The 26250-nt window shown below is 61.9% G+C and carries 23 protein-coding genes, 1 other RNA gene and 1 riboswitch; of the genes, 15 read left to right on the forward strand and 9 right to left on the reverse strand.

All coding sequences use genetic code 11. The features are described 5' to 3' along the window. Positions 1–7: 7 nt before the first annotated feature. The 5 genes from AB0N72_RS11755 to AB0N72_RS11775 form a co-directional block, all read right to left on the reverse strand. Positions 8–3103 (reverse strand): FG-GAP-like repeat-containing protein, encoded by a 3096-nt coding sequence (locus AB0N72_RS11755; RefSeq protein WP_363930576.1) that lies wholly within the window; start codon positions 3101–3103, stop codon positions 8–10. Continuing rightward, on the reverse strand, positions 3103–3630 hold the full coding sequence (locus AB0N72_RS11760) for a hypothetical protein (protein ID WP_363930577.1): 528 nt from the start codon (positions 3628–3630) through the stop codon (positions 3103–3105). The genes AB0N72_RS11755 and AB0N72_RS11760 overlap by 1 nt, the downstream gene beginning before the upstream one ends. Before the next feature lie 84 nt (positions 3631–3714). Continuing rightward, positions 3715–4521: a hypothetical protein gene (locus tag AB0N72_RS11765; protein WP_363930578.1), complete on the reverse strand. Its 807-nt coding sequence runs from the start codon at positions 4519–4521 to the stop codon at positions 3715–3717. Positions 4522–4691: 170 nt separating this feature from the next. Next, the gene (locus tag AB0N72_RS11770) at positions 4692–6038 is read right to left on the reverse strand and encodes a hypothetical protein (protein WP_363930579.1); all 1347 of its coding nucleotides are present in this window, start codon (positions 6036–6038) and stop codon (positions 4692–4694) included. Positions 6039–6299: 261 nt separating this feature from the next. Next, positions 6300–9026: a GH25 family lysozyme gene (locus AB0N72_RS11775; protein WP_363930580.1), complete on the reverse strand. Its 2727-nt coding sequence runs from the start codon at positions 9024–9026 to the stop codon at positions 6300–6302. A 295-nt stretch (positions 9027–9321) separates the two neighbouring features. Here AB0N72_RS11775 and AB0N72_RS11780 point away from each other — a divergent pair, with 295 nt between their 5' ends. From AB0N72_RS11780 to AB0N72_RS11845, 14 genes are all read left to right on the forward strand, one after another. Further along, a complete protein-coding gene (locus AB0N72_RS11780) occupies positions 9322–10545 on the forward strand; it encodes an ATPase, T2SS/T4P/T4SS family (protein ID WP_363930581.1) in 1224 nt (407 codons plus the stop codon). Beyond that, the gene (locus AB0N72_RS11785; protein WP_363930582.1) at positions 10545–11399 is read left to right on the forward strand and encodes a type II secretion system F family protein; all 855 of its coding nucleotides are present in this window, start codon (positions 10545–10547) and stop codon (positions 11397–11399) included. The genes AB0N72_RS11780 and AB0N72_RS11785 overlap by 1 nt, the downstream gene beginning before the upstream one ends. Continuing rightward, positions 11396–12337, forward strand: coding sequence for a type II secretion system F family protein (locus AB0N72_RS11790; RefSeq protein WP_363930583.1), 942 nt, complete (start codon positions 11396–11398; stop codon positions 12335–12337). Before AB0N72_RS11785 ends, AB0N72_RS11790 begins: the two co-directional genes overlap by 4 nt. Positions 12338–12531: 194 nt before the next feature. After that, the gene (locus tag AB0N72_RS11795; RefSeq protein ID WP_363930762.1) at positions 12532–12714 is read left to right on the forward strand and encodes a hypothetical protein; all 183 of its coding nucleotides are present in this window, start codon (positions 12532–12534) and stop codon (positions 12712–12714) included. Positions 12715–12758: 44 nt separating this feature from the next. Beyond that, positions 12759–13163, forward strand: coding sequence for a TadE family protein (locus AB0N72_RS11800; RefSeq protein ID WP_363930763.1), 405 nt, complete (start codon positions 12759–12761; stop codon positions 13161–13163). Continuing rightward, positions 13144–13719 (forward strand): hypothetical protein, encoded by a 576-nt coding sequence (locus tag AB0N72_RS11805; protein WP_363930584.1) that lies wholly within the window; start codon positions 13144–13146, stop codon positions 13717–13719. Before AB0N72_RS11800 ends, AB0N72_RS11805 begins: the two co-directional genes overlap by 20 nt. Beyond that, positions 13716–14333, forward strand: coding sequence for a Tad domain-containing protein (locus tag AB0N72_RS11810; protein WP_363930585.1), 618 nt, complete (start codon positions 13716–13718; stop codon positions 14331–14333). The genes AB0N72_RS11805 and AB0N72_RS11810 overlap by 4 nt, the downstream gene beginning before the upstream one ends. Before the next feature lie 83 nt (positions 14334–14416). Then, a complete protein-coding gene (gene prfB / locus AB0N72_RS11815) occupies positions 14417–15538 on the forward strand; it encodes a peptide chain release factor 2 (RefSeq protein WP_363930586.1) in 1122 nt (373 codons plus the stop codon). A 187-nt stretch (positions 15539–15725) separates the two neighbouring features. After that, on the forward strand, positions 15726–16490 hold the full coding sequence (gene ftsE / locus AB0N72_RS11820; protein WP_018776402.1) for a cell division ATP-binding protein FtsE: 765 nt from the start codon (positions 15726–15728) through the stop codon (positions 16488–16490). After that, entirely contained in the window at positions 16487–17401 is a 915-nt protein-coding gene (gene ftsX / locus AB0N72_RS11825; RefSeq protein WP_363930587.1) for a permease-like cell division protein FtsX, read from the forward strand. The genes ftsE and ftsX overlap by 4 nt, the downstream gene beginning before the upstream one ends. 55 nt (positions 17402–17456) lie before the next feature. Then, entirely contained in the window at positions 17457–18872 is a 1416-nt protein-coding gene (locus tag AB0N72_RS11830; protein ID WP_363930588.1) for a peptidoglycan DD-metalloendopeptidase family protein, read from the forward strand. A 64-nt stretch (positions 18873–18936) separates the two neighbouring features. Continuing rightward, the gene (gene smpB, locus AB0N72_RS11835) at positions 18937–19407 is read left to right on the forward strand and encodes an SsrA-binding protein SmpB (RefSeq protein WP_363930589.1); all 471 of its coding nucleotides are present in this window, start codon (positions 18937–18939) and stop codon (positions 19405–19407) included. Positions 19408–19510: 103 nt separating this feature from the next. Then, positions 19511–19879: a transfer-messenger RNA gene (gene ssrA / locus AB0N72_RS11840) on the forward strand. A 191-nt stretch (positions 19880–20070) separates the two neighbouring features. Continuing rightward, positions 20071–21048, forward strand: a complete 978-nt coding sequence (locus AB0N72_RS11845; protein ID WP_363930590.1) for a trypsin-like peptidase domain-containing protein — start codon at positions 20071–20073, stop codon at positions 21046–21048. A 7-nt stretch (positions 21049–21055) separates the two neighbouring features. Here the strand turns inward: AB0N72_RS11845 and AB0N72_RS11850 are convergent, their stop codons facing one another. Beyond that, on the reverse strand, positions 21056–21430 hold the full coding sequence (locus AB0N72_RS11850) for a hypothetical protein (protein ID WP_363930591.1): 375 nt from the start codon (positions 21428–21430) through the stop codon (positions 21056–21058). Positions 21431–21461: 31 nt separating this feature from the next. Here AB0N72_RS11850 and AB0N72_RS11855 point away from each other — a divergent pair, with 31 nt between their 5' ends. Continuing rightward, entirely contained in the window at positions 21462–22916 is a 1455-nt protein-coding gene (locus tag AB0N72_RS11855; RefSeq protein ID WP_363930592.1) for an MFS transporter, read from the forward strand. A gap of 18 nt (positions 22917–22934) precedes the next feature. Here AB0N72_RS11855 and AB0N72_RS11860 read toward each other — a convergent pair whose 3' ends face one another. From AB0N72_RS11860 to AB0N72_RS11870, 3 genes are all read right to left on the reverse strand, one after another. Continuing rightward, positions 22935–23648, reverse strand: coding sequence for a metal-dependent transcriptional regulator (locus tag AB0N72_RS11860; RefSeq protein WP_363930593.1), 714 nt, complete (start codon positions 23646–23648; stop codon positions 22935–22937). Positions 23649–23657: 9 nt separating this feature from the next. Further along, complete coding sequence (locus AB0N72_RS11865; RefSeq protein ID WP_363930594.1) at positions 23658–24479, reverse strand: class I SAM-dependent methyltransferase; 822 nt, start codon at positions 24477–24479, stop codon at positions 23658–23660. Between the two features lie 66 nt (positions 24480–24545). Then, on the reverse strand, positions 24546–25952 hold the full coding sequence (locus tag AB0N72_RS11870) for an aminotransferase class V-fold PLP-dependent enzyme (RefSeq protein WP_363930595.1): 1407 nt from the start codon (positions 25950–25952) through the stop codon (positions 24546–24548). 31 nt (positions 25953–25983) lie between these two features. Then, a riboswitch (SAM riboswitch) is annotated at positions 25984–26097 on the reverse strand. Between the last annotated feature and the right edge of the window lie 153 nt (positions 26098–26250).

Genomic DNA, 26250 nt, shown 5'->3' on the forward strand with positions numbered 1-26250 from the left:
GCCCCCTTTAGGGGAGCGAGGTGAATCCTTGCCAACCGCTTCCTACCTGGCCCCAGGCAAGCCACCCACCGGTGCCGTTTCCTGGGTACAGCCACAGATTGCCGCTGGCGTCGCGGGCGAGGACATCGGACTTGCCGTTGCCATTGAAATCGCCCGGGCCCAGGAGCGCTGTCATGGCGCCCCAACCGCTGCCGATCTGGGTGCGGGAGCCCCAGCCCCCTGTCCCCGTGCCGGGGTAGAGCCACAGGGCTCCGCCGGTGTCACGGGCCAGCACGTCCGTCTTCCCGTCGCCGTTGAAATCCCCGGTGCTGAAGATGGCGTTCATGACGTTCCAGCCGGCCCCGACCTGCGTTGACCCTGCTGTGAACTTGCCGAGGCCATCGCCCTTGTAGAGCCACAGGACGCCGGACGCGTCCCTTGCGAGGATGTCGGATTTGCCATCGCCGTTGAAGTCACCGGGAGCGACAATGGCAGTCATCCCGCTCCACCCACTTCCTACGGAGACTGCAGGCTGCCAACCGCCCGTTCCGTTGCCCTTGAAGAGCCACAGTTGTCCGGCGGCATCCCGGGCGAGGACATCGCTGCGGCCGTCACCGCTGAAGTCCCGCGTGGGAACAATCATGTTGTAGTTGTTCCAAGTGGTACCCGTGTTGATCTTGCCCAACCATCCGCCCGTGCCATTGCCTGGGTAGAGCCACAACGTTCCAGCTGCGTCGCGGGCCAGGACGTCGTTCTTGGCATCGGAGTTATAGTCCTTCCACGTGTTGGCCGGAGCTGCAGGGACGGTATACGTCTGGGAAGCTACTGCCGATTGGTTTCCTGCAGTGTCAACGGCAAAGTACTTCACCGTTGTGGTTGCAGTCGGCGTCAGCGTCACGGTCGTGGTACCAACCGGACTCGAAACAGTCGGGGTGGTGTTATCGGTCGTGTAGTAGATCTTTGCCCCGGACTCAGTTGTCAACGTGACGGTTTGTCCAAGGGCAAGATTTCCTCCCTGTGGGTTGGCCGTTACGGCGGGAGCAACGTTGTCCAAAACGTAGACCTGTGTCTGCGGTGCGGACGCGTTGTTCGCTGCGTCCACCGCGATGTACTTCAGGGTCTTGCTTCCCATCGCCAGTGGAGCAGAGTACAGCGTGCTTGCCGTGGTAGGCGTGCTGCCATCCTCCGTGTAGTAGATTTTCGCGTCAGCTTCACTTGCCGTGAGCGTGATCTTGGTTGCCGGCCCGTACGTGCCTCCGACAGGATCTGCTGTCACGGTTGGCGGTGTGGTGTCAGCGACGAAGACCGTGAAGTTCACACCGGCCACTGAGGTGTTGCCAGCGGCATCCCGGGCTTCAACTTCGAACCTGTTCGCACCGTTGGCAATGTCCGCGTAAACCTTGGGCGAGGTGCATTCGGTGAATGCATCTGTTCCCAAGCGGCAGCGGAATCCGGCCACGTCCGTGGAAGTGGAAGCGAACTGGAACTGGTAGCCGGCACCCACTGTGGCACCACTCGCGGGGGCGGTGATGGCCACCTGCGGGGCTGTCAGGTCTGCTGTCACAGTCAATGCGGCGGCAGGGCCGATGTTTCCAGCGGGATCAGTGCTCCGGATACGCAGGGTGTGCGCACCGGCTGTGGTCAGCGTAAACGTGTCGCCCGGTACGCAGGCCTTGAAGTCGGCGTCTGCCGTGGAATCAACCGAGCAGCTCAGGGTTGTTCCTGTTTCGAAGGTCGCGCCGAGTACGGGCTTTCCGTTGACTACCTGTCCGCTGTTCGGTGCTGTGAAGACTGGTGCTGCCGGCGCCACGGTGTCCACGGTAAATGTACGGGAAACGGGAACGCCTCCCGGGGCCGGCCGGACCGAGAATGTCTGTGATCCGTTGGCCAGGACAGCTGAGGTGTAGGTGCCGCCAGTGCAATCAGTCCATGCTCCGCCAACGGAGCATTCCAAAGCGCTGCCGCTCGGGTCTGCGCTAACGCCGAAGGTTGGCGTTGTGTCGTTGGTGAATGCGGCATTGGGTGACTGCGCACCATTGGCCAGGGTCGGGCCGGAGGTGATCTGGGCAACGACTCCGCCCAGGAGGCTCATCTTTCCTTGAGTGTTGGCCGGAGGGGCGTTCAACTGCCCGGGGTCATCCAGTACGAGCAACTGCCCGCCCCGCATGCCCAGGCCACTGATCTTGCTGAAGCCCAAAGCCCAGGAATTATCCACGACTCCGGTGCTGAGATTCAGCCGCGAGACCTTGTCCTTCCCGGCGTCGGCGGTGGTGACCCCGCTGCTCGTGCCTGTGTAGATGATGTGTGCGTCATAGTCGTAGTAGATCGACGAGGCGACGCCCACGTTGTAGGAGGCCAAAGGCACATAGTTGGTCATGTCGCCGTCGTCCGGGGCGGAAAAGGCCCGAAGCCCGGTGGTTTCCAACACGTACACGCTGACATGGCCGTTGCTGTCATAGCCAGCCGCTACGAGCCCCAGGGCCTTCGTGGTGACGGAGGCGATGGACTCGATGCTGGGGTGCTTGATGGTCGGATCAACAATCTTGATGATCGAACGGGCGTTTGCGAAAGAGAGATAGATGTTGCCGTCAGGGCCGTCACTGACGGCATTGGGCCTGACGTCGCCGTCCAGGATGGACAGGGTGCTGCTGTATTCAAAGCGGTCCAGCGGAGGACTCCATACGGCGCGCACCACATGGGAGCTTCCGACCGCTGAATCCGGGATGAACGCAGTTTCATCACCGCTGCCTACCGAGGCGGGCGTGGGGTCCAGGACACTTGCGACGCCCGGAACCTTTGGTCCTGGTGCTGCACCGGAGAGCGAACCGCCCAGGCAGGTGTCCTTTTCGACAGTCCCGGGTTGGCCATTGACGGGATCGGACATACGGCAGAAACCTGCCACGCTGTCCGAAACCCATACCTTGCCGATGGGATCCACCACAGTGCCGGCAGGCTTGGTGAGGCCTGTGCCTACTACCTGCCGCTGCTGGTCGGCAAAGGCAGGCGTGCTGGAAACGACGGCGGTCATTCCGGCAACGGCCAGTGCCGCAGCCGCCACGACTGTGGTCAACTTCCTTCCGTGGAACAGGCGTTGGGAGAATTTCTGTGCTGTGGACTGTTCCATCACGCCACTTCCTTCAGCCACTTGGTCAGGACTGCCGACTGTGGTGCCATGGGGGCCAAGGTCAGGGCGCCCTTGACGATGGGCGCGCCTCCGAGCCCATAGAGCGCGGTGCTGATGGTGGGAGGGTTGCTACGAGTACATGCCTTGACGATTGCACGGCAGATAGCCGCCCGGTCGCCGGAGGCGCCGGCTTCAATGGCGACATTGACGGCGGCATTTTCCTCGGCTTCAAGAACTTGTGGCGAGGGGCCGACGTACGTGACTGAGACGTCTGCAAACTTTTTGTATTGGGTGTTGGCCCAGACTTCGGGAAGGCTGGACAGGACTGCGAGCGATTTCCCGTCTGCCCCGCGGCAGTCGAACTTGTATCGCTTAACAGGTTCCGGTCTTTCGGGACGAGGAGTGTCGGCGTCGCCGGCATTCGTTACGCCCAGCCGGAAAGGCTCAACATTTTGCGTGACTTGGACAGAGCAGCCCGTAAGAACGAGACCGGCAAGGCCAAACTGGACGACAGCGCGTCTTGGCATATCCACCGAGGGATCCCCACTTCATTCGGATGCTCCCCAGCTCCGCATGCAGTTGGATTTTCGCCCCAGCCGTTGCCGGCTGCATTACTCCATCTTCTCCCAAATTCCGCATTTGTCACTACTTAAGACGTCTTTTTCTCCAAGAAGTATTCCGGCTTGCCCTTCGACGGCACCCCCAGCGGCCTTTTGGCCGCCGTCCGGCCCCTTGACGCTCCAGGTGCAGCCTTCCGGCGGGGTCTTGCGGAGGTGGAATCTTCCCGCCGCCAGACCGTCGTCGCCCACTGGATGTTGACCATCGCCTGCGCGGGCTCCAGCAGCCCATAGCGCGATGACCTTGCCCTGAGGCGCTTTGGGGCACAATTCGCTGGCCGCCTGGAGCAGTTGCCTGCTGCTCCCGCCAAAAAGGGCAGAAGCTGACTCATCACTGACCCGGGTGCACAGTGCCAAGGCGGCAAGGTACGAGTCCAAACCTTGCGCGGGGTCCGAGCCGGGCTCTGCTATGGAAATAATCCGGGCCTCATCATCCGTGGGCTCGTACGGCTGTGGTCCCTCGTATTTGGCCGTGCAGGAGTCCATCCTTACGTAACCCGACGAGGCCCAGACTTCGGCGAGGCTTGAGTAAGTGGTCTCGGGAACAGCGTTCAGACTGGTACAGGTGTAGGAAAAACGGCCCGAGTCGTCGGGGTCTCCGGCTCCTTGCCCGCTGCCTTCGCCGGGTTCGCTGGTGGGTCCCGCAGAGGGTTTCGACGGCGGCGCGGACTCAGATGGCGACGTCGGATTCGTGGGGGCCGCTGAAGAGGCAGGCGTCGACGGTGTGGGTGGGGGAGCCGCAGAACAGCCAGCAACCAGTAGCAGCACAGCTGCGGCAGCTGCAAAGTGGTTAAAACGCATCGTGGCCTCCAGCTCCATGGTTGCCCGGAGCAGATAACCGGGTCAATGGATTGCCCGGCGGATCAGGTATCGATACCGCTACGTTTTGTGCGGCGTTGCTGTGAGGAAATTGGCAGCGGTACGGCGAAGGCCCTGGCCGTGGGCCAAGACCTTCGAACCGGCCGTGTTTCCTAGGCAAGCATGGAGTTCAGGGTATTGATGACCGTGGCTTCCACGCCGCCGGTGCCTCCAATGAAATGGGCCATGTGGCCATAAACAGTCATGGATCCACCGGCAATCCCGGGATAGTCGGGATCCCATCCGCCTTCGTAGCTGCCGCCCACCGAGTAGGGCGGCAGGAACTGTGCGCTGGGCAGGTAGTAGCAGGATTCATTACCGTAGCCGCCTACAATGACGCCGTTCGCTCCGCCGTACTTGGACCGGAAATATGCGGCGTATCCACTAACAAGCTCTCCGCCCACGATGCCGATTTTCAACTGGGGGCTTCCGCCGAATTTCCACACTTGGAAAGGGCATGTCACGGAGGTTGAGTAGCTTCCGCTGTCGATGCGCCCGATCATTACCTGCGCGTGGCGTCCATACCAGGCCGGATTTCCATCCAGGTTGGGTAGCCGGGAGGCATAGGCTGCGCGCACCGCTGCCAGGTTTCCGGCGGTGGCGGTAATGTCCAGGGGAATCTGGATCTCCTGGTAGCTCGTCTGGAGCGGGCTGCCGATGGTCCTTCCTGGAGTCTGCATGGCGATCGACACGGCCGAGCCGAGCTTGGTGGCATATTCGTCGCGAAGGTCCCAGCTGGGTTCGCCCATGGGATTCTGGTCGCCCGCTGCTCCTTGGAGGAAGAGAGCAAAGCAATTCGCGTTGTTGTTTTCGATGTAGTTGCACGCTCCCGCCGGGAAATCACCGTCAAAGAGCGTACGCATGCCGGCAGCTACCGGGTGGCACGCATAGTTGAAAATGACGGCCCTTGCTTTGCCATTTGTGCGGCGAGCGACGATAACAGGGACGGTGTCTTCCAAATACGGCAAGCCAGCCCTGTTGTAAGCGATGCTCGCCGTGGTGACTTTGTAGTCGAGCGTGACAGCCGTCTGGGTGTTATTGAGCGCTTTTTGGGCCGCATCCACGAGGTCATCCTCGAGCTGCTGGCTATACGTTTCCACCATGGACAAGTCTGACAACCCGTAGCACATGAACGGGTGAAGGGTGTCAACCACCACCGGCCCGTTATGCGTGTGGGTGGACTGGATCAGGATGTCGCCGTTGGACCAGTTTGCGAGCTCCAGAATTCTCGCCCGGGCACTTTGATGGATTGATCGTGGCAGAGCCAGGATGTCCACGCTCATGATCAGGTTGGGCGAGCCGTTTTCCCAGAGCACAATGGCACGTGCCCAGAGGGATTCGTACGGTGCACTGCTGGTAGCCTCACGACCGCCGTCGAGGGTCCCGTACCCCGCCATGTATGGGTTGACATCGAGCGGTGGGGAAATGCTGACCTTGGCCGTAGAAACGGTAAACGCCATGAAAGATCACTCCTTGATTGTGCGGAATGGTGACCTTCGTTTGCCCCCAAACAAAGCCCGTTTCCCATTGCGCTGAACAGCCAATACGTGAGACCACCTTCATTAGATCACGCAATCCCGGATATGAGGCCTTTCCATTGGAGCGAACACCATTTGTTTCTTTTGGGATGCTTTGCCGCCCCAAAACGGAAAGGGCCCGCAGGCTCCATGGTGGAGTTTGCGGGCCCTTCGCAGGTGGACTTTCCTGTGCTGCCTGGCTGGCTACCGTGCAGCGGGGGAGAGGATTTTCAACCCGCTCCAACCGGATCCCACCACGCTGGGTGAACCCCATGCCCGGTTCTGCCCCACCGGGTAGTAACGGAGCTCGCCGCCGGTTGTCCGCCCCAGGATCCCCGTTGAACCCGCTCCTGCAAATCCGCGGATGGCTCCGAAACTGTTGATGATATTCCATCCCGTACCAATGGTCGATGGAGCTTCCGGGATGAAACCGCCGGTGCCGTTTGACCGATAAAGCATGAGGTTGCCGGCAGCTGTTTTAGCCAGGAGATCGGCGTTTGAGTCCTTATCGAAATCCATTTGAACGATGTCCAGGCCTGACCAGCCCGTTCCGATTTGGGTGCGGGTTCCCAAGGCGCCGCCTGAGGGATTGGCGATCTGGAACAACCGGCCCGAGGGATCGTATCCGACAATGCTTGGTCGCGTATCCGACTTTTTCCATGTACCGACCGTGAGTGTCCAATCCTGCCAGCCTGTGCCGAGGCTGATGGGCGAACCGAAGCCCGGTCCCTTGAGTCCCGGGTACAGGCTCAGCCGGCCGTCGGTCCACTGGGCGAGGATGTCCAAGGCACCATCGCCGTTCCAGTCGGTGAGGAAGCCGGCCTTCAGTCCAGTCCATTGCTTACCGATCTGCTCGGCAGAGGTCAGTGATCCGAAGCCTGAACCGGCATATCGATACAGGTTGCCGTCCTGCCGGATGGCCAGGACATCCGGTTCATCAACGCCGAGAGTTGCCTGGACATTTACGGGGGCGCCGCTGATGACCAAGGCATCGTTCCAGCCGAGACCTGTTAAGAAGCGGTTGCCCCAGGAACCGTTCACGGCCGGGTAATAGTAGAGATCGCCGTTCGCAGCGCGGGCTTGCAGCCCTTGTGAGCCGCGGCCGTTGAAGCCTGCTGAGGAACTGACCGAAGTCATGGCGGACCATCCGTTGCCGATGATCTGTGGCGACTCGGACAGGAAGGATCCGAGTCCGTTGCTGCGGAACAGCCTCATGACACCGTCGTCGGTCCTTGAGACGACGTCCTGGCTACCGTCCCCGTCAAAATCCAGGAGGTTGAACTGGTGTCCCATGAATCCTGTGCCGATCAGTACCCCGCCGCCCAGTGCACCTCCTGAGGAGTTTTGGTAGCGGTACAGGTTGCCGCTGCCGTCCTGGCCGATGACTCCAGGGAAGGCATCCTTGGAATTCCACCAACCGGCTGCAAGTGACATTTCCTGCCAGCCATTGCCCACCTGGATTGGGGTGCTGAAGCCGCCGCCCGGGGCGCCCCGGAAGACTTGGAGAGTCCCATCGGCCCATTGGGCCAGAATGTCCTGGACGCCGTCCTGGTTCCAGTCAACGACATGGACTGAAAGGGCGTTGGCCCAGCCGGAGCCGATGGTCACCGGATCCGATATTCGTCCTTGGCCGTCAGCCGGAAAATTGTCGAGCCGTCCGGAGGGCATCGCTGCCAGCACGTCCGCTCCGGACCGGATGGACGGGTTGGCCGGTGTCGGTACCCCGCGGGCAAAAGTACGAAGCTCGTCGAAGGTGCCATTGAAGATGTTCGAGTCGCCTTCGAACGGACCGGTGCTGCTGTACTGCCACATGGAGTAGTCATTCCAGCTTGCAGGCAACGATCCGGGCGCGTTGGTGGGGTTGTTCCAGTAGGAGGCAATCCAGAGCGGGTAGCTTCCGAACGTGCTGTTTCCTACACAGGTGTTCCACCAATCCGTGGTGCTGTAGATGACGGGGAAGCGTCCGGTCAGGGCCTTGACTGTATTGCCGAAGTCGGCCGCCCACTGGCCCAGCTGGGCCTTCGACATGTCGTAGCACGTGTTGCCGAAGTAGAAGCCATTGATGGTGCGCCCCGCATAGGGGTTGTACTCGATGTCCAGTACGGGCGGAAGCGTGTAGCCATCTGCTGACCAACCGCCACCGTTGGCCACAAAGTACCTGGCCTGGTCGGCCCCTGACGACCAGTTCGGGATGGCGAAGTGGTAGGCGCCGCGAACCATGCCGACGTTCCTGGAGCCGTCATACTGCTGCGTGTAGTTCTCGTTGAGGTAGTAGTTGCCCTCTGAAGCCTTGACGTAGGCCCAGCGGGAGCCTTGGTTCCACTGGTTTTGCCAATCGACATTGCCTTGGTGTGCGCTGACATCCTGGCCCTGGATGCCGATGGTGGGACGCCAATGGTCCGGGTCGGCCGCCATCGGCACCATGGCCTGGACCGCTGAACCTACGGCTTTGCCGCGGGCAGGGGCAGCGGCTTGTTTGCCTTGCTTGGCCGTGACGACCCTCGGGGAGCGTTGTCCCATCTCGGCGCCGCCCGCAGGAATGGCGGCACGCATCGCGGCCTTCTGCGTTTCGGCGTCGGGGGCGTTGCCTGGCATTGCCTTGGGGTGTGAAGTCTGCGTTTCGGCTTTGTTGTCGGGGCCGGTTGCCGGTGCGGACGGAAGCCCAGGCGAAAGGTCGACGCCGGTGATCGGCGCTTGCTGGTCAGGGAGCTTTCCGGGCTGCGGGCTGTTCTCCGCGGGAGCGGACGCCGGACCAGTGCCAGCCGGTTGGGGGCCTTGTGGTGATCCAGGCGCTGGAGCCTCCGAGGTGGGCGCCGGCTGCGGTCCCGGGGTCTGTGCCCATGCAGGCGCGCCAAGGAAACTGCCTGCCGTAAGGGCGACGGTGAGCGCCAGTCCTGCCCGCACCAAGGGGATGCGTCCGACCGGGTCCATCAAATTACGTTTCATCATCACATCCGGCCCTGTACCGCGGCTCAGCGGTGCATGGTGTGGCTTAGGGACAAGCTCCGGGCGCCTGCGCGTGAGACCAAAGGCCAGCTCCTAACGGCCTTTACCCTAACATCCTGAAACGGGAGTGACTAGTGGGATTCAGGTTGCTGGCGTGACAAGAAATCAGGAGTTATCCACATGCCTCGGCTAAAGACTTGAGGAGGCCCCATGGCTGGCTTAGCGTGAATCACTCGAGATGCGCCTCTCGTTTACGCAATCGTGACCATCGGGGAGAGATGTGGATGCTGTAAGGATCGTGGAAGGGGAGGTCAGGGAGCTTATCCGGCGTCGCGGCCTGGATCCGCTGGAACAGGCCGGGGATGTCAAGAGCCTGGTGGAGGCGGCAGTAAATGACTACGACGAGCGGGCCCTCCTCGCACCACTTCCTCCTTTGGGGCATTTGGAGAGTGCCCGACGCCAGATCTACGACGCCGTTGCGGGGTTCGGCCCGCTGCAGCCGCTCCTGGACGACGAGTCAATCGAGGAGCTTTGGATCAACGCTCCCCATGAGGTCTATGTGGCTCGCAACGGTGAATCCGAACTCACCACCCTGAACCTCAGCGAGCAGCAGGTCCGGGACCTGGTCGAAAGAATGCTCAAAAGTTCCGGACGCCGGTTGGATCTGTCATCGCCCTTCGTTGACGCGGCCCTTCCGGATGGTTCGCGGCTTCATGTCGCGATCCCTGACATCACCAGGAAGCACTGGGCCGTGAACATCAGGAAGTTCACTGCGCGGGCCAGCCGGCTTGAGCACCTGGTGGAGCTCGGCAGCCTGACACCACAGGCCGCAAGGTTCCTGGGCGCGGCAGTAGCCAGCGGACTCAACATCCTTGTCTCAGGAGCCACCCAGGCTGGAAAGACAACCATGCTCAATTGCCTGGGCGCACATATTGGTTCACGCGAGCGGGTCGTAACCGTTGAGGAGATCTTTGAGCTCCAGCTTCCCTTGCGGGACGTCGTCGGTCTCCAATGCCGCCAAGCCAATTTGGAGGGCGGGGGCGAGATCCCACTCCGGCGGCTGGTCAAGGAAGCTCTTCGCATGCGGCCTGACAGGCTCATTGTGGGTGAGGTCCGCGAAGCCGAAAGCCTGGACATGCTGATCGCCCTGAACTCGGGCCTCCCCGGGATGTGCACCGTGCACGCCAATTCCTCTCACGACGCCGTGACGAAGATCTGCACATTGCCACTCCTTGCCGGGGCCAATATCGCCAGTGCTTTTGTGGTCCCTACAGTGGCGTCGTGCATTGATTTGGTGGTGCATTGCGGTCGCAGCTCCACTGGGCGCAGGCAGGTGACGGAAGTCCTCGCCTTGGGGCGGAGGGTGGAAAACGGAATCATCGAATCCTCCAGCGTCTTTGGGATGACATCAGGCCAACTGCGGCCCAGGCCCAACGCCATGCCGGCAGCGGAGAAGTTCGCCCGCGCCGGTTTTGATGTCTCCGCCCTTTTGGAGGTCAACTGATGGCGCCGCTCCTGGGGATCCTGTGCGGCCTGGGTCTCTTCCTTATCTGGTGGTCCACGTGGGCCCAGGCAATATCGACCCGACGGAAAAGCAAGCATGGCCGCCTGGACCAGTTGCTTTTGTCAGCAGGGATAGAGAGGGTGACGGGTCCTGCCTTGCTTGTCACCTGCGGCGGCTTCGGAGTTGCGGTAACGGTTCTCTTCTTCACCATCACTGGGTCGCCGGCAGTCTCGCTGTGCTTTGGGTTGTTCGGCTTTTGGATCCCCTTGGCAATTGTTCGATGGAGGGCGCGAAAGCGACGTGCGGGGCTTCGCGTGCTGTGGCCGGACGTCGTGGACCATCTGCGATCTGCCATCAGGGCGGGCCTCGGCTTACCCGAAGCGCTCATTCAACTGGGATACAAGGGACCCGAGGAACTGAGGCCTCTTTTCCTGGATTTTGGAGCTGACTACAGGTCTGGGGGACATTTCGAGGCAGCCCTGAACAGGCTCAAGGACCGTCTCGCGGACCCGGTTGCCGACCGTATCGTGGAGGCCCTTCGGATGACCCGCGAGGTGGGTGGATCCGATCTGGGCCGCATGCTGAGCACTTTGTCCGACTTCCTCAGGGACAATGCGAGGACCCGGAGTGAGCTGGAAGCCAGACAATCGTGGACCGTCAATGCAGCGAGGTTGGCCGTCGCCGCGCCCTGGATCGTCCTGGTGGTTATGGCCAGCCGGCCGGAGGCTATGGCAGCCTACAACTCGGGCGTGGGAGCCATGGTGCTGCTCGGGGGCTTGCTGGTTTCCGTTTTTTGCTATTCCCTGATGCTGCGCGTCGGTGCGTTGCCTGATGACGAACGCGTTCTTCGATGAGCGCCTCAACAGCTTTGGCCGCCTTCTCCGGAGCCGTTCTTGGAATTGGTTGCTGGCTGATTGTGATTCGTTTGCCATTCCTGCGTGGGATGACTTTTTCGGATCGCATCGGTCCGCAGCTGCAGGCCAGGAACCTTGAATCACGCCTCCTGCTCTCCCCGGAACAGGACGTGACACCGTTTGGGCCGTTGGAACGGATTCTCCGGCCCTTTTTCCGGGATGCCGTGAGCTACATTTCGCGCTTCAACATTGGCTCAGCGGCAGCGGAAAAGAGGCTTGTCCGTTCCGGCTCCACGAAGTCCATCCTTGACTACAGGGTCGAGCAATTACTTTGGGCCAGTGGCGGCCTGGTCCTGGCGTTGCTTGCGACCGTAGCCCGTGCTGCCTCCGGCCAGTTTAATCCTGCAGCGTCGTTCGCCTCGGTCGTTGGCGGTGCAGTGTGTGGTTACATGCTCCGCGATTATGTGCTGGGACAGCGCATAAGGCGGCGTGAGAGGAGAATGCTGTCCGAGTTCCCGAGCCTTGCAGAACTCATGGCGTTGGCTGTAGCTGCCGGAGAAAGCGCGCTCGGGGCCATGGACCGCGTGAGCCGCAGTTCCCAAGGGGAGCTCTCGAACGAATTCGCACTCATCCTCGCTGATGCCCGGTCCGGCAGGCCGCTTGCTGAAGCGCTGCAGGCGTTCTCTTCCCGCGCTGAGCTACCACCACTGGTCAGGTTCTTCGACGGTTTGGTGGTTGCTGTCGAACGCGGCACGCCGCTGGCCGATGTCCTTCGCGCACAGGCCGCCGATGTCCGTGATGCGGCAAAACGCGAGCTGATGGAATCGGCCGGACGAAAGGAGATAGCCATGATGGTGCCCCTCGTTTTCGGTGTGCTGCCACTTACCGTTCTTTTCGCCGCCTTTCCCGCGGTCGCGGCGCTCCAAATGAGTCTTTGAGGTGTTGGCATCCGCTCCCGCCTGGAATCCCGTCCTTGCAAAAGAGTTTTCATCCGCTGTGTCCGCCGCAGCAATGCAGCACGTCACTGGCACAGCAACGCAGTTATAACACCGCATCATCGTCATTGGGGAGAATCATGAAATCAAATGTCAGCAAGTCGTCCATTGCCCCGGCACGCGCCCTGAGAGGCAGGATGCTGCTCACAAGCGTTGTCCTGCGGACAGCGGCTCGGCCGGGAGAACGTGAACGCGGAGATGTTCCCGGGTGGGTCATGATCACACTTATGTCCGCGGTCCTGGTCGCTGCACTTCTCGCTCTCGCGACGCCTGCGTTGAGTGAATTGTTCAACCAGGCCATGGCCAAGGTGGGCAAGTAGGACAGGTGGCCGGGCGGCGCGTGCCTTTTCCCGGACTTCCTCCTTTGCTCCATAGGCAAGCCGGCGTGGAACAAGGCTCCGTCAGGGAACGGGGGTCGGCGGTTGTCGACTTCGTGCTGGTCGGAGCACTCTTGACCTTGTTCTGCATGTCAATCATTCAGCTCATGCTGGTCCTGCATGTTCGCAACACACTGACTGATGCTGCGGCGTCGGGAGCACGCTACGGAGCGTTGGCCGACAGAACGTCGTCGGATGCCGAAGGCCGGACGGCTGAATTGATCAGCACGGCATTGAACGCCGGCTTCGCACAAAACATCACTACGAATGAAGTGGTGATCGATGGCGTCCGCACCTTGGAGGTCTCCGTGAGGGCGCCCATGCCTGTTCTGGGGCTGGTCGGTCCTGACGGGACGATGGAGGTGCGCGGACATGCTGCCCTTCCTGAATGAATCGGCACGGTTGATCGGCAACGCGGTCCGGCTGAGAGCGCGCGAAGTACTGTGCTTAACGGAAGCGCCGACCGAACGGCAGCTGGACTACCGGACCCCCGAGGGACAAAACCGAGCCATCGAAGGACAAACCCGAGCCCGCGAAGGTCAACGGGGCAGCGCTGTTGTGGAATTTACGTTCCTGGCAGTCCTGCTGATGGTGCCACTGATCTACTTTGTCGTGACCATTGGGCAACTCCAGGGCGCGTCGTTTGGCGTGGTCGGGGCGGCCGACCAGGCCGCAAAGGTCTTCGTGGAGCAGAAAGATCCTGCAAGCGCCAGGATCGCGGCGGAGCAGTCCGTCGTTGTGGCATTGGCGGATTTTGGACACTCGCCTGATCAGGCGAATGTGGAGATCTCATGTGACCGGGAGAACTGTCTCGCCGCAGGAGCAAGCGTCACCGTAACTGTCCACCTCGATGTTCCGCTACCCATGGTGCCGTTCGGTGACACGCTCCACCTCAGTGCCGCCCGGCTCACTGCCTCGGCTACGCAGATGGTGGGGCGGTTCCAATGACAACAGTGGAAACCAGCAAAAAGCCGACAGCAGCCAAAGCTCACAGATCTGTCATCCTGCACCCGTCTGTCATCCTGCGCCGGTCATTCGACTTGCACCGGATGGCCAACCTGAAACGGATGGGCCACCTGGATCGGACTGACGGGCCGCAGGTGACGGGCAACCTACCCAAGTCTGGCTGCCCTCGCAGGGAAGACGGGCAAATCACGGTGCTCATCCTCGGATACGTGGTGCTGGCCCTGCTTCTGGCCACGGTCGTCATGGCCGCTTCCGCGATGTACCTGGAGCACAAGAAGCTGCTTTCCCTGGCGGATGGAGCCGCGCTCGCAGCCTCGGACTCCTACCTGGTGGAAGACCTGCAGGGTGGAACCGTGCCTTCGGTCACGCTCGTGGATGACCGCGTGCTGGCTGCAACGCAGTCTTATCTCGCAAAGAGCAAAGCCTTCGCCGACCATGACCGTTTGGAGGTGGGGGAGGGGACCGGAAGCGAGGCAGGCGGCACAGCCGTTGTTGTCCTCAGGGCCGTTGCGCATCCGCCGGTGATCAGTTTCCTGGTGCCGGATGGCATTGTCATCGAGGCCAAGGCAACTGCGCGGTCGCGGCTCACCCAATAGCGCGACCATCACCCGATAATGATGGGACAGGTAAATGACGGACCGCCGGGAGACCCCGATCGATAGCGTACGCTGGGATAACCATGGCTGAGATAGATTTTCCCGCAGAGATCCGCGCACTTCGAGCAACATACGGCTCCATCGAGAACGTCACCGACGTCGATGCCCTCAAAGCTGAAATCGCCGAACTGAGCGAGCAAGCCGGAGCTCCGGACCTCTGGGATGACCCGGCCTCGGCGCAGGTGGTGACCTCACGCTTGTCCCACCGCCAATCGGAAGTCGAACGCCTCGAAAAGCTCGCAGCCAGGATTGACGACCTCGAAGTACTGGTGGAACTGGGCCAGGATGAGGGCGATGAGGACTCCATGGCTGAGGCGGCCAAAGAGCTCGCTTCCATTCGTAAAGCCCTCGCCGAGCTTGAAGTGGTCACCTTGCTTTCAGGCGAGTACGACGAACGTGAAGCCGTTGTGACCATCAGGGCCGGAGCGGGCGGTGTGGATGCGGCGGACTTCGCCGAGATGCTGATGCGCATGTACCTGCGTTGGGCGGAACGACACGGCTACCCCACCACGGTGATGGACACGTCCTACGCGGAAGAAGCCGGCTTGAAATCGGCAACGTTCGAAGTGAAGGCCCCGTACGCCTTCGGCACCCTGAGCGTGGAAGCCGGTACCCACCGGTTGGTACGCATCAGTCCGTTCGACAACCAGGGCCGCCGGCAGACCTCCTTCGCGGCTGTGGAAGTCATCCCCCTGATCGAGCAGACGGACTCCATCGAAATACCTGACAATGAGATCCGCGTCGACGTCTTCCGGTCTTCCGGGCCCGGCGGGCAGTCGGTGAATACCACTGACTCCGCAGTACGCCTGACGCACATTCCCACGGGCATCGTGGTCTCCATGCAGAACGAAAAATCGCAGCTCCAGAACCGGGCCGCCGCAATGAGGGTTCTGCAGTCCCGCCTGCTGCTTGTTAAGAAGGAACAGCAGGACGCCGAGAAAAAGGCCCTGGCAGGAGACGTCAAGGCATCATGGGGCGACCAGATGCGCTCTTACGTCCTGAACCCGTACCAGATGGTCAAGGACCTGCGGACCGAACACGAAGTGGGCAACACCTCGGCCGTGCTGGACGGCGACATCGATGACTTCATCGACGCGGGTATCCGTTGGCGCACGGGTAACCGGAACGCAGCAGCCAGCTCCTAGACAGGCAGTTGCCAGAGGGTTCCCAGACTCGCCCTTTATTCCGCGACACGCCCCCGAAAGCCGCGGAATGCAGGCATACCCGTGCGTATAGTCGAGTGGCCGGTGCTCTCACTTCCCCCATCGAAAGCCCGCGCTCCGGCTGTTGGACTGGGCGACTAATGTCATGTCCGGCGGGGTACTAAGGGCCATGATCAGATTTGAGAATGTCACCAAGGTCTACGAGCAGAATGCCCGACCGGCGCTCGATTCTGTCAGCCTTGAGATCAACCGCGGCGAATTCACGTTCCTTGTGGGCGCCTCGGGCTCAGGCAAATCCACGTTCCTGCGATTGATCCTGAAGGAAGACAAAGCCTCGGCCGGATCCGTCTATGTTGCGGGCCAGAACGTCGCCAACATTTCCAGCTGGCGCGTTCCCAAGCTGCGGCGCGGCATCGGCGTGGTGTTCCAGGACTTCCGTTTGCTGCCGCAGAAGAATGTTTTCGCCAACGTCGCTTTCGCAATGCAGGTCATTGGCAAGAGCCGTTCCATTATCCGCGAAACTGTTCCCGAGGTCTTGAAGACCGTGGGCCTCGAAGGCAAGGAACGGCGCATGCCCCACGAACTTTCCGGTGGTGAGCAGCAGCGCGTGGCGATCGCCCGCGCCGTCGTGAATCGACCCGGGATCCTCCTCGCTGACGAACCGACAGGAAACCTGGACCCTATTACTTCGATGGGGATCATGGGCGTCCTGGACAAGATCAACCAGAACGGCACCACAGTGGTGATGGCCACCCACGACGACGACATCGTCAACGAAATGCGCCGGCGCGTGGTGGAGCTCAAGAATGGAAAAGTCATCCGCGACGAAGCCAAGGCCCTGTACACATCCATGATTCCGGTGGTGGGCGAGTCGCGCCGCTTGCGTGATGCCAGCGGCGAGGAACTCGACCGCGCCCAGGGGGCACAGCTGTGAGGCTTCTTTTTATCCTCGGGGAAATCGGCAGCGGCCTGCGCCGGAACCTGTCCATGGTGATCTCCGTAGTCTTGGTGACTTTCGTTTCCTTGACTTTCGTGGGTGCTGCCGGAATGCTGCAGATGCAAATCAACCAGATGAAGGGCTACTGGTACGACAAAGTCCAGGTAGCAGTCTTCCTCTGCAATGACGGCTCGACGGCGGTGGGTTGCGCTTCGGGACCTGCGACGAAGGAGCAGCAGGAAAACCTTCAGGCCATGCTGGAGTCACCTGCGGTCAAGCAATACATCAACGATTTCCAGTTCGAGTCCCAGGCCGAGGCGTACAAGCACTTCAAGGAACAGTTCTCCAACTCTCCGATCGTTGACTCGGTATCCGAGGACCAGCTGCCGGCCTCGTTCCGCATCAACATGAAGAACCCCGAGAAGTACCAGATCATCAGCGAGACGTTCTCCTCCCAGCCCGGAGTTGAGACGGTCAGCGACCAGCGGCAAGTCCTGGAGCGCATCTTCTCCTGGATGAACGGGGCGTCGGTGGCGGCGGTGGGTGTGGCCGCGGTGATGATTTTCTGTGCCGTGCTCCTTATCACCACAACCATCCGGTTATCGGCTTTCAGTAGACGGCGGGAAACGGGAATCATGAGGCTGGTCGGTGCTTCCAAGACCGTCATCCAACTCCCGTTCATCCTCGAAGGCGTCATAGCCGCCGTCGTTGGAGCGGTTTTGGCTTCCGTTACCCTATGGCTGATGGCCCACTTCTGGCTCAACGGCGACCTCTCGAAGCAATTCCTTAACACTCCGTTTATCTCCTCCACCCAGGTGCTGGTGATCGCGCCCGTGCTGATCGCGCTTGGTGCGGGCCTGGCGGGGATTTCCTCGCTGTTGACCCTCCGGCGATACCTGAAGGTATAGCCATGAACACCCAGCCCCTCGGACGTTCCACTGCTGCAAGCGAAAAGGATTCCTGATGACCTCGTTGGACCCGAAGCCCCTGCGCCGACGCTTTGCGTCGGGTCAGGCTCGGATGCTCGGTGCCGTCCTCGCCGTCGGGCTGGCTGTCAGTCTCCTGTCCGGAGCGCCTGCGGCACATGCGGACAACCTGGAGGACCAGCAGGCTGCCCTGGAAGCAGAAGCCGCGCGGGTCCAGGCATCGTTGGAATTTGTCGATTCCAACATCGCGAAGGCAGCCGGCGACCTCGTGATCTACCAAGGCCGTCTTCCCGGCGCCCAGCAGGCACTGTTGGAGGCTCAAGGCCGCGTAGCCAGTGCCGTCAAGGAAGTGGAGGCCCTGGCAGCCAGGGTCGAGCTCGCCCAGCAGAACAAGGCCAAGATCACCGAGCAGCTGGAGAATGACAAGCAGAAGATCACCGATACCAAGAAGCTCATTGGGCAGATCGCGTCACAGGCCTATAAGTCCGGTGGCGTGCCCACGAATGTCGCGCTCTTGTTCGGGTCCAGTGAGTCAGGCAACCTGACCGAATCCATGGATCTGGCCGATCAGGCCATGCGCAGCCAAAACGCGGCCATGACCAAACTGACCCAGCAGAACGCCACCAACGTAAATTCGCAGGCGAGGCTTGTTGCGGTCGAGGAAGAAATCCAGGACCTGAAGGCCAAGGCGGACGCCGCCCTTGAGCGGGAAAAGTCCGCGCGGGACGAGGCTGCCAGCAAGAAGGCCGAAGTGGACAAACTGATTGAGGACACCACGCGCCTCAACGGTCAGTTGCAGGCGGCTAAGCCGGGGATTGAAGCGAACCTTGCACGGGTAAAGGCGGAGCAGGACACCGTCGCTGCCGAGATCGTGGAGCGTGACCGGAAACTCCGCGAAGCCTGGGAAGCAGAGCAGCGCCGGCTCGCTGCGGAGGCGGAAGCCGCGGCGGCCGCAGCAGCCGCTGCCGCTGGCCGGCCGGCGCCTCCTGAAGCACCGTACGTACCGCCGGCCGCAGGCTCGCCGTCGGCCTTTGGCTTGCGTCACCCCTTTGACAGTTACGTTCCGATCACCTCGGGCTTTGGATGGCGTGCGACGCCGCCAGGCACCATTGATTTCTACGGCACCGGTGGATACATGCACACGGGCATCGACTTCGGCGCGCCGTGTGGAACTCCCGTCTACGCAGCTGCGGCGGGCGAGGTGTTCAACTCAGGGTGGAACTCAGCCGACGGTGGCGGGTGGCGTGTCAAACTCTCGCATGGCGTGGTCCAAGGAAATTCGCTGACCACCATCTACTACCACAACAGCAGTATCGTGGTGGCGAACGGTCAGAGGGTTGCGCAGGGCCAACTCATCGCCTACTCGGGCAGCACCGGCAACTCCACGGGTTGCCATGCGCACTTCGAAACCTGGCTCAACGGCACCGCGGTGGATCCCATGACCCTGCTCTAGGTCCGGACATACGCCTGCGCTGGCGTACACTGGTTCAAATCCGCATCTAACAAGGAGTTCTACCGTGCCCAAGGAAAGTGGCCGTAAGGTAGTGGCCACCAATCGGAAGGCCCGGCACAACTACCTCGTCCTGGATACTTACGAGGCCGGCATCGCGCTTATGGGGACTGAAGTGAAGTCCCTCCGCGAAGGCCATGCCTCGATGGTTGACGGGTTCTGCACCTTCTACAACGACGAGTTGTGGATGGAAGGTATCCATATTCCCGAGTATCACCAGGGGAGCTGGACCAACCATGCCGCCCGCCGGCGTCGCAAGCTCTTGCTGCACCGTGAGGAACTGGACAAGATCTCGCAGAAGATCCGCGAGTCCGGCTTCACTGTGGTGCCGCTGCAGTTGTACTTCCTCGATGGACGGGCAAAGGTGGAAATCGCCATTGCCCGCGGTAAGAAGGATTACGATAAGCGGCAAACGTTGCGTGAACAGCAGGACAAGCGCGAATCCCTCCGTGAGCTGCGGGAACGCAACAGGCGGTAGCAACATACTGGCGTCAACGGGAATCACTGGGCCGGTGAATGCGTTATGATAAGTAGTCCGACAGGAGCACAAGGGGTTCCTGCCGGGTTTGGTAACAAAATACGGGGATGATCGGTTTCGACGATGTTAGTCGCGACAGGTGAAGCGGGCCGAGGATGCAGAATTATCTCGTAAACGCTGTCTGCAAACCAATAAGTGCCGAATCTAAGCGCACTGACTTCGCTCTCGCTGCCTAAGCAGTAAGACAGTCCGTCAGCCCGGGGTTGCTATCGCCCCGGTTCCTGGCGTCATTTAGATAGCCACTGCTGTTTGCCTTCGTCATTGAGGTAAACGGGACTCTTAGATGACTGGGCCCGGATCAGCCACCTGTTTGCAGGATGGCTGGGGCCGAGAAAATCCGACGCAAACTGCGCCCGGAGAAGCCCTGACAACACGACATCGGACGGGGGTTCAATTCCCCCCATCTCCACCCTTGGAAAGGCCCCTGGACCCTCGCGGTCCAGGGGCTTTTCTGTGCCCGCAACCTTCCTGCGTCTCAAAACGGCCGCGTTCACCAACGGCGTACTGTGCGCAGGACTACCCACGCGATGCCGACCGTTGAAGTGGATAGGCGCATCGCCAGGCAGGTGGCGAAGGTGCCGGCGAGGAAGCGGGAGGCAGAAGATGAGCACCGAGCCAGATTTCGAACAATATCCGGACGAAGCACAGGCCCTGGATGCCTACTCACAGGTGGTCATCAGGGTGGCTGAGTCAGTTACACCCCATGTTGCCGCCATCGAGATGATGAGTACGGGCCGCCGGGGACAGGTCCGTGTAGGCAGTGGCTCGGCGGTGGTCTTCACCGGTGATGGCTATATGCTGACCAACGCCCACGTGGTGGCGGGCCTCCAGTCCGGCAGGGCGGTCTTCGCCGATGGCAAACAGACGGACGTGGAGCTGGTCGGTGCGGACCCGTTGTCCGACCTCGCCGTTGTACGGGGACTCAAGTCGACCCCACCACCGGCCTTGCTGGGCGATGTCGATAGCTTGCGGGTGGGCCAGCTGGTGATCGCCGTGGGCAATCCGCTGGGACTCGCGGGCTCCGTGACAGCTGGTGTGGTGAGCGGCCTGGGAAGGTCCATTCCCGTCCGCGCGGGCGAGCACAGGCGCGTCATTGAGGATGTCATCCAAACCGATGCGGCGCTGAACCCCGGCAATTCCGGAGGTGCGCTGGCTGATACCAAAGGCCGGATCGTTGGGATCAACACGGCTGTAGCTGGCCTTGGGCTCGGTTTGGCTGTACCCATCAACACGACAACACAGCGGATCATCGCATCCCTGTTGCGGGACGGACGCGTGCGCCGGGCCTATCTGGGCTTGGTGAGCACGCCTATTCCGCTTGACGCCAGTGCCGTCGTACGGACAGGCCAGAAGGAAGGTCTGCGGGTGGTGGAGGTCATTGCCAATTCGCCGGCAGAGAAGTCCGGGTTGCTGCCGGGGGACCTGGTGCTGCAAGCGCAGGGCCGGGCCGTTTCAAGCGCTGAAAGCCTTCAGAAGCTCTTGTTCGAGGGAGCCATCGGACAGCCTTTCCCCTTGACGGTGCTACGGGACGGCAAGACTGTTCAGCTCACAGCTTTTCCCTCGGAAATGAGCCAGCAGTGAGGGCAGGCTAGGCCTGGTTTTCGGGAACGTCAACGACGCCGACGAACCGGCTGCCGATGCCTTCGTATTCGCTCCGGACCTCGCCAAGGAAGAGCGGGGGAAGTTCGCTGTTGCGGTGGGTGCCGCAGTAGACGAAGGAAAAGTCCGGCCACCATTTCTTGGGGCGGACAGCTTCGGAATAGCCGCAGACGGCACATGAGAGGTGGACCCAGACGGGACGCTTTCCGGTTCTGTTGGCTCGCGACTGCACCAGCCATGCCGGCGGATTGTCCTGCAGTTCCCGGAGGTCAGCCTCGGAGAGCCGGGAAGGAATACCGTGGCGTTGTGCCATTTCCATCGGAATATCAAGGGCCAAAGCGGCATCACGTCTGCTGATCACCATTCAACGATACGGGACTTGCCCGGCGTAGGCTGTGCACATGACTGACGCTCCTGCCGTGCTTCCAAGCACTCCTCTCCAAAAACGGGTACTTGTGGTGGCAATCGTTGCGTCCTTCATTGCCATTCTGGACGGCTTTGTGGTGAATCTCGCACTGCCTGCGATCAACCGCGAACTGGGTGGCGGCCTGGTGATCCAGCAGTGGGTCGTGGACGCGTACCTCCTGACGCTGGGTGCGCTGATCCTGGTGGCGGGATCGTTATCGGACCATTTCGGGCGGGCGCGGATCCTTGAGTGGGGCTTGGCGGGTTTCGCGGTGACGTCGATGCTGTGCGGACTGGCGTGGACCGGTGAAATGCTGGTGGTTTCACGGGCCCTGCAGGGGATCGCGGGTGCCCTCCTGGTGCCGAGCTCGCTGGCTATGATTATCACGTCATTCTCCGGCCCCTCGCAGTCGAAGGCGATCGGTCAGTGGTCGGGTTGGACCAGCGCCGCGGCAATTGTTGGTCCACTTATCGGTGGAGCAGCCGTGGACCTTCTTTCCTGGCGTGTCATCTTCTTCATCAATGTCGTCCCGGCCGTGGCCATTTGGCCCGTGCTGGCGGGCCTTCGCGCTTCGGACGCGGCCAGGGACAAGTCCAAGCGGATTGACTACCTGGGTGCGTTCCTGGCCATGATTGCCCTCGGCGGCCCCGTTTTCGCGTTCATTGAGCAGGGACGCATGGGATGGGGGAGTCCCCAGGTGTGGCTGCCGCTGCTGCTGGGTGTGCTGGCCATGGCAGTGTTCTTGCTCCATGAAGGCCGGACGTCTGAGCCCATGTTGCCACTGGGCCTGTTCGCCATCCGTAATTTTGGGTGGGGAAATGTCGCGACGTTGGCCATTTACGCGGCTATATCGCTTGGTTTCTTTGTGTTGGGTATCTACCTGCAGCAAGTGGGAGGGCTTCGTGCCACCGTTGCGGGGATGGCGTTGCTGCCCGGAACCGTCATTCTGATGCTGGGTGCCTCATACTTTGGCGGCCTTGCCGGGAAGTATGGTCCCCGCTGGTTCATGACGATCGGTCCGTTGCTTTGCGGAGTGGGCTTCCTGATGTCGTTGTCCGTGCAGGAGCCCCTTAATTACTGGACGCAGGTGCTTCCCGGCCAGATTGTCTTTGGCGTTGGCCTTGCAACGCTCGTGGCTCCTCTGACGGCTGCGATCCTGGGTGCCGTCCCGCCGTCGGAAGCCGGAATCGGCTCGGCCGTCAACAATGCCGTGGCCCGTATTGCCGGTCTTATCTCCATCGCTTTTGCAGGGGTGATTGTGGGGCCTGTCTTCACCAGGCAGGGGCTGTACAACGCCTTGGTGGTGACCGCGGTCCTGTTCCTGGCCGGGGCGGTGGCATCCGCCGTCGGGATCCGGAACCCGCCACGCGCAGCGGCAGCGGCCGCGGATCGGGAACCGGGTGCGGTGGCTGACGACGGCGGTACGGCCGGGCAGGGCAGCTGACCGCTGGTGCCGCGGTGGTCAGCCGGCGGGAAGTACGCAGCCTTGATGCGTGCCGGCGCTCTGTACCCACAGCGCGGAGGCGACTTCGTCCGCGAGGTCGAACTCGCGGCCGTTGGGACCGCTGCCTATCCGGACCACCAGGGCTCCACCGAAAGGCTTGCGTCCCACCACTTCGACGGAAGCGTCAAGGGTGATGTCTTCCGCGGCGAGATAGCGGAGCAAATCGGGATTCTCGTCGCTGATCCTGGTTATCCGGCCGGAGTGTCCTTGGTCCAGCTCGATCATGCGGTAGGCGTGCGGCAACTCCACGGAGCCGTCAGCCGAGGGGATGGGATCGCCGTGGGGGTCGCGGGCGGGGTGTCCCAGCTTTGTGGCCATGCGTTCGATGAAGGTGTCCGATACCGCGTGCTCCAGCATCTCGGCCTCATCGTGGACTTCGTCCCAGCTGTAGCCGAGTTCCTCCACAAGGTAAGTCTCAATGAGGCGGTGCCTGCGGACCATGGAAAGGGCCAGGCGCATGCCCTCAGCGGTCAACCGGATGGCACTGTAGGGCTGGTGGTCAACGAGTCCTTGGTCCTTGAGCTTGCGCACCATTTCGGACACCGAGGAGTTGGCCACCCCCAGGCGAAGGGCAAGCTGCGATGAGGTGATCGGCTTGTCCTGCCACTCCGTGTAGGAGTAAATGACCTTGACGTAGTCCTCGATAGAGGAGGAGGGCGTACTGGTCTTCACACCCCAAGCCTACCGTGGCGCGGCATCGTGGACTTTGAACGCACGCCAGGTCTGCGTCAGGTAGGGAACCATGACGGTATCGCCCGGCCCGTGACCAAGGTGTTCATACAGGTACCACTCGAGGTTGCCCATGACTTTGGCCCGCGTGGCCTGATTGGCGCGGAGGTAGTAGCTGCGGGACTTGGTCAGTTCCATAATGTCCTCCGGGGACAGCGGGTCCTCCCACGTGGTGAGATGCCGTTCCAGCCCTTGGAATTCCGGGCCGATGACTGGCCGGAAGCCGGGCTTGTGGACATCGCCGGCATGCATGATGCGCGAGAGCCGGTGAACCCAGGGAACAGAGGTGTCCAACTGGTTCCAGATCAGGCCCAATACGCCGTGGGGCCGGAGAATCCGGGAGATCTCCGTGCTGGCTGCAAGTGGCTCGCACCAGTGCCAGGCCTGGGCAACGCTGACGACGTCGAATGCTGAGTCCGCCAGTCCTGTTGCCTCGGCCGTACCCACCGCCGCATGAACGCCGGGGTGTGCCCTTCGCAGTTGCTCCAACATGTCCATGGAAGGGTCGACGGCGGCTACCTCAAGACCGCGTTCGGCCAGAAGGGCCGTGAACTTGCCGGTCCCTGCGCCAATGTCCGCAGCCGTCCTGGCGCCATCCGGGATGAGCCACTGTGCCGAATCCACGGGGTATCCCGGCCGCACGCGATCATAGTGCTCTCCGCCATCCTGGAAGCTCTGGCCCAGCTCGTGCCGGCGGGAAGCATGGAGCTTCGGGCCGCGGGGGCCGGCGGGTCCGGGGGTTCCGGGAGCGCTGTTCGGTGAGCGCAGGGACACGCGGAACTCCTTCACAGGATAGAGAAAAGTTACCCTACGAATTTACCGCCTGGTGCGCCGTACCGATTAGTCGACAGTGCAGGGAGCCGCGCCGGCTGTGCCCGGGGTGTTGGGTGCCCACTCGGGGTAGCTGCGGTGGTCGTTGGCGGGTACCCAACGGCCCTCATCCACGACGTAGTCCCACCCGAGGCCGTTGCGCTTGAGTTCCTCGATGCCCGCCAGCAGCCTGGTGGCGTCCTCCAACCGGGAGCCGACGCCGAAGCTTGCCCGCAGGGAACCCGAGGGCAGCCCAAGCCGCTTGAGCAAGGGGTGGGCGCAGAAGCGGCCGTCGCGGAGGCCCACGCCGTGCTCGGCGGCCAAATATGCAGCGACCAGGCCGGCGTCGAAACCTTCCACGGAGAAGTTGACCACTCCGATGGTGTCCTCGGAATCGCTGAAGATCCGGTGGACAGTGACGCCGTCGATGGCTTCCAGGCCGTCAACGAGGTAGCTGCGGATGCCGGCTTCGTGCGCGTGCCACTCTTCCTGGTCCAGGCCCGCGATTACCTGGGTGGCCCGGGCGAGTGTTGCTGCACCCAGGACGTTGGGGGACCCGCCCTCGTGCCGTGCCGGCCCGGTGGCCCAGCTGACAGAGTCCAGACGGGCTTCGCGGACAGCGCCACCGCCTGCCAGGTGCGGGATGCCGGCGTCGAGCCAGTCCGGGCGGCCCACCACCACTCCTGCGCCGAACGGAGCGTAGAGCTTGTGCCCGGAGAAAACGATGTAGTCGATGTCTGCCTCGGAGATGTTGACCCGGCGGTGCGGAGCGAGCTGCGCGGCGTCCACTACGATCCGGGCGCCGTGCTGGTGCGCCAAGGCGGCAAGACGGGCGATGGGCAGGATCTCGCCAGTGACGTTCGAGGCGCCAGTGACGGCCAGGAGGCTGACGCCGCCCTGGGCCAGTTCGGCTTCAATCTTTTCCAGTGTCCCGGCCAAGGTGGGAGCGGCGACGACGCTGCGGTGCGGCACTCCTTGCCAGGGCAGCAGATTGGCGTGGTGCTCAATGTCCAGGTACAGGACCTCGCCAGCGAACCGGCCATCCACTTGGGGAAGGCAGCCGGCCAACAGGTTCAACGAGTCGGTGGTGTTCCGGGTGAAAATGACGGAGTCATCGGCCCGGCCACCAACGAACTCGCGCACAATGTTCCGCGAGTTTTCATAGACGGAAGTGCTGATCTGTGAGGCGAATCCTGCACCGCGATGGACGCTGGCGTAGTAGGGCAGGACCTCGTTAAGGTACGCCGAGACGATGGTCAGTGCAGGTGCCGATGCCCCGTAGTCGAGGTTGGCGTAGCGGACGTGGCCGCCCTGGATTAGCGGAGCCTGCAGCTCGGCGCCGGTGACTGCCGCAAGGGGACGCGCAGCGGCTGACAGAGGGACGGATTCGTCAACGAAAGAAGGAATGATGTTTGAGTTGAACGTGACAGTGCTCATGGGACCTCACTCAAGAGGGACCCCCGCAGGGGATCCGCGCTTGCCGCATCCGTTCCGGACCGGCCGGGTCGTCACCCGGGGCACCCCACCGCGAATGGAGGGTTGCCGGCCAGCTAACCGGGGTTTAGCGCTGGCACTCGTGACCTGTAAAAAAGGCTAAGGCACATCCGGGGACCGTTCCAAAGCCGTGGAGTTTGTTAAGCACTTTGTTACGTGGAGCGCCAAAAGCTCGTTTCGGCGAAGAAAAGACGGCGGCTGCCCACAAAAGTGGGCTGCCGCCGTCGAAAATTCGAAGAGC

Origin of the sequence: Paenarthrobacter sp. NPDC089307, assembly GCF_040685055.1 — a bacterium.
Taxonomy (GTDB): domain Bacteria; phylum Actinomycetota; class Actinomycetes; order Actinomycetales; family Micrococcaceae; genus Arthrobacter.